Here is a 1219-nt window from a genome sequence, read left to right as displayed (position 1 = left end):
GAGTTTGCTGATCTTGCCCGCTGGTGACATCCTCTCCGTTGCAGTAAATCCGTTTACCTAGGGCAAGTAGTCTTGTTTGTGGGTGCGGAACTAGAGACTGCTTGGAGATCTGAAGCTGAAATTCCTTAGGGGAAAGTGGATTTGCTGGGCCATCAAAATAGGCCTGGGGTTTTGGTTCACTCAGGTAGGCAGTAATTCCAGGTAGAAATGTTTCTATGCGATCTAGTTTTAATTCCCTTAATTTTGTGGACACCTGCGCAATGATTTCCTCTGGAAGCTGTTCTGGGAAACGAGTTGCTCTTTGCCGTGGATCAGCAAAACGCTGCTCTAACACAGGGATATCCTCAAGCGATTCAGCAAGACGCCATAAACCTTCTTGCAGGATTTCCTTATAACTTTGCGCCCTGAAACCAACTGACCAAGTTTGACAGCCGCCATCTAAAGCAATGCCATCGTGTGCAACGTGAGGAGGTAGATAAAGCATATCGCCTGGCTCTAGATCCCACTCTTGTTCCATCTTAAAGTTCTGCAAGATCTTTAAAGGAAGCTTAGGATTTAGGCTCAAATCCTTTTGTACGGAAATACGCCAGCGCCGACGGCCTGACATCTGAATTAAAAAGACATCATAAGAATCAAAGTGTGGCCCAACTCCTCCACCTGGTCCGGCAATGCTAATCATTAAATCATCCAAACGAGCATCTGGAATAAAGCGAAACCAAGAAAGTATTTTTGCAGCTGCTGGATGTCTTGCCTCCATTCCTTGAAGCAGGAGAGTCCAGTCTGGCGAATCCAGCGGTGGGATCGATTTCTTTTTAAAGGGGCCATTTGAAAAAGTCCAGGGCTTGGCCTGAATTAATCTGGACTCAACTACATCGTCACCTGCAATGTTGAATAACTCTTCAGGAGATATTGCGCTACCCAAGGGCTCACCTAATCTTTTTGCAAGCTCAAAGGCGGGGATAGCGCCACGCACCAATAAGGGTTTTTTGTGCCAATAGGATTTCATGAACTTCTCAGGGCTAATGCCACCCAGAAGGGCCCATGGGCAATCCAGAGGGAGGTTTTGGGGTGCCTGGGGAGGATCGTATGGCTTGCTCAAGTAAAATGAGTTCATATAGTCAGAAGCTGTTTAAAACACAATGTTGAATGAATTACGCATGAAGATCGAAAAAAATACCGTTGTATCCCTGCGCTACAAATTAACTGATGCGCAAAACAA

Annotated in this window: 1 protein-coding gene; it reads right to left on the bottom strand. The window is 45.9% G+C overall.

What is annotated here, in order from left to right; all coding sequences use genetic code 11:
* The coding region (locus B7X71_RS17335; RefSeq protein ID WP_293601656.1) for a cupin domain-containing protein at positions 1 to 1114 on the bottom strand (1114 nt) is incomplete at its 3' end.
* Between the last annotated feature and the right edge of the window lie 105 nt (positions 1115 to 1219).

This window comes from Polynucleobacter sp. 39-46-10 (assembly GCF_002282275.1).
This window is presented reverse-complemented; position numbering and strand designations above follow the sequence as displayed.